Consider the following 1,488-nt stretch of genomic DNA (forward strand, 5'->3'; position numbering starts at 1 on the left):
CATCTTTGACGAAGGTTTCTTTGATGATTTCGTTATTTTCAGGGTCTCTTACAATGATCTTCACGCCGGATTCGGAGTTTGGATTATTTGGATCTTTTTCTACACGTTCACTTTCAACGAGTGGCGTCTTACCGTCGGTACCGTTTGTACCATCGAAGATGAATTCACGGCTGATTTCACGTTCGCCTGGATCAACTTGACCGTTATTGTTGGCGTCTTCGTGAACGATTACCCATGTACCTGGACGATCTTTACCTGTCTCATCAGCTTTGGTACCGCGTTCGGTCTTAGCTAGAACAGATTTTCCATCTCGGCCGTCTTGACCATCTTGGCCTGGGGTACCTGGGGCACCTTGTTCACCCTTCTCGCCTTGTGGACCTTGAGGGCCTTGTTCGCCACGCTCACCCTTCTCACCTTGTGGGCCTTGAGGACCTTGTTCACCTGGGTCACCCTTTTCACCATCTCTAACGAAGGTTTCAGAGATGAGGTCACCTTGGCTACCGTCTGGGTTTACTTTATAAACACGGATCCATGACCCACTTGGACTATTAGGATCGGCTGGATTTTCTTTACCACGTTCAGTCTTAGCAGTAATAGATGTTCCATTGGTACCGTTGTTTCCATCAGTTCCGTCTTGCCCATCTGGGATAAAGATAACCTTCTCATCTTCAAAGCGGTTAGTATTTGGGTTGAAGATCTTAATCGTAACCCGAGAGCCTCTCACTTGCTTACCAGTTTCTGGGTGTCGGTCGGTTACCCGTGTCGTTTCAACAATCGGTTTACTTGGTAGCAATGGTTCCTTAGGTTTAGCTGCTGGAATTTCCACCCGTCGTCCAGTGTTGTAGATAATGGTGACACTGCCGTCAGGATTGGTCTTAGTTTCAGTAATTGCTTCAAAATTATACCCAAAGATTTGACTTTGTGGCTCTTGAACAACTTCACGAGAAACTTCCCGCCAGTATTGACCCCGCATATATCTAAAGTTATTAGGATTGAAGCCAGGAACGTTTTCTGGATTCACATGTTCATAAAGAACTCGTACACGGCCATCTTGTCCTGGACGAATTTCACGAATCTGACCTGCCGGAAGAGAAGGATCATAGCGGAATTCTGTTGGATATGAAGAATCTTCAACCGTCATTTCATAAGCAGGGCCAGTCTCAACTTGTTGTTGTCTTCTTTGGTAAACATAAGTGATTTCTTGGGTCATACCTGCTTTAAAGTTTCCACTGGTTGTCCGTCCATCTGGCGAATAAGTCGGATTATTTCTTGGAGCTTCGGTTCGAACGAAGGTATAACCTGGACGATTTTCCGCACCTGTTGTGTATTGCTCGTTGACAGTTCCATATTGCGGAGTTTCTGTGATCGTATCGTCAACACTCACGACACGGCCGTTCTCATCAACGGTTTCATAGCGGTGGCGTTCAACAAAGATCCCTGGCGTATTCTGACCAGAAGCGGCAGATGAACTATGAGTTGTTGAAATCG

1 protein-coding gene is annotated in these 1,488 nt (G+C 46.1%); it reads right to left on the reverse strand.

What is annotated here, in order from left to right; translation table 11 throughout:
• Window positions 1-1,488, reverse strand: a 1,488-nt coding sequence (locus HMPREF3090_RS09685) for a MucBP domain-containing protein (protein WP_210382198.1), incomplete at both ends; no start/stop codon positions are given.

This window comes from Aerococcus sp. HMSC23C02 (assembly GCF_001806805.1).
Classification (GTDB): Bacteria; Bacillota; Bacilli; order Lactobacillales; family Aerococcaceae; genus Aerococcus; species Aerococcus sanguinicola.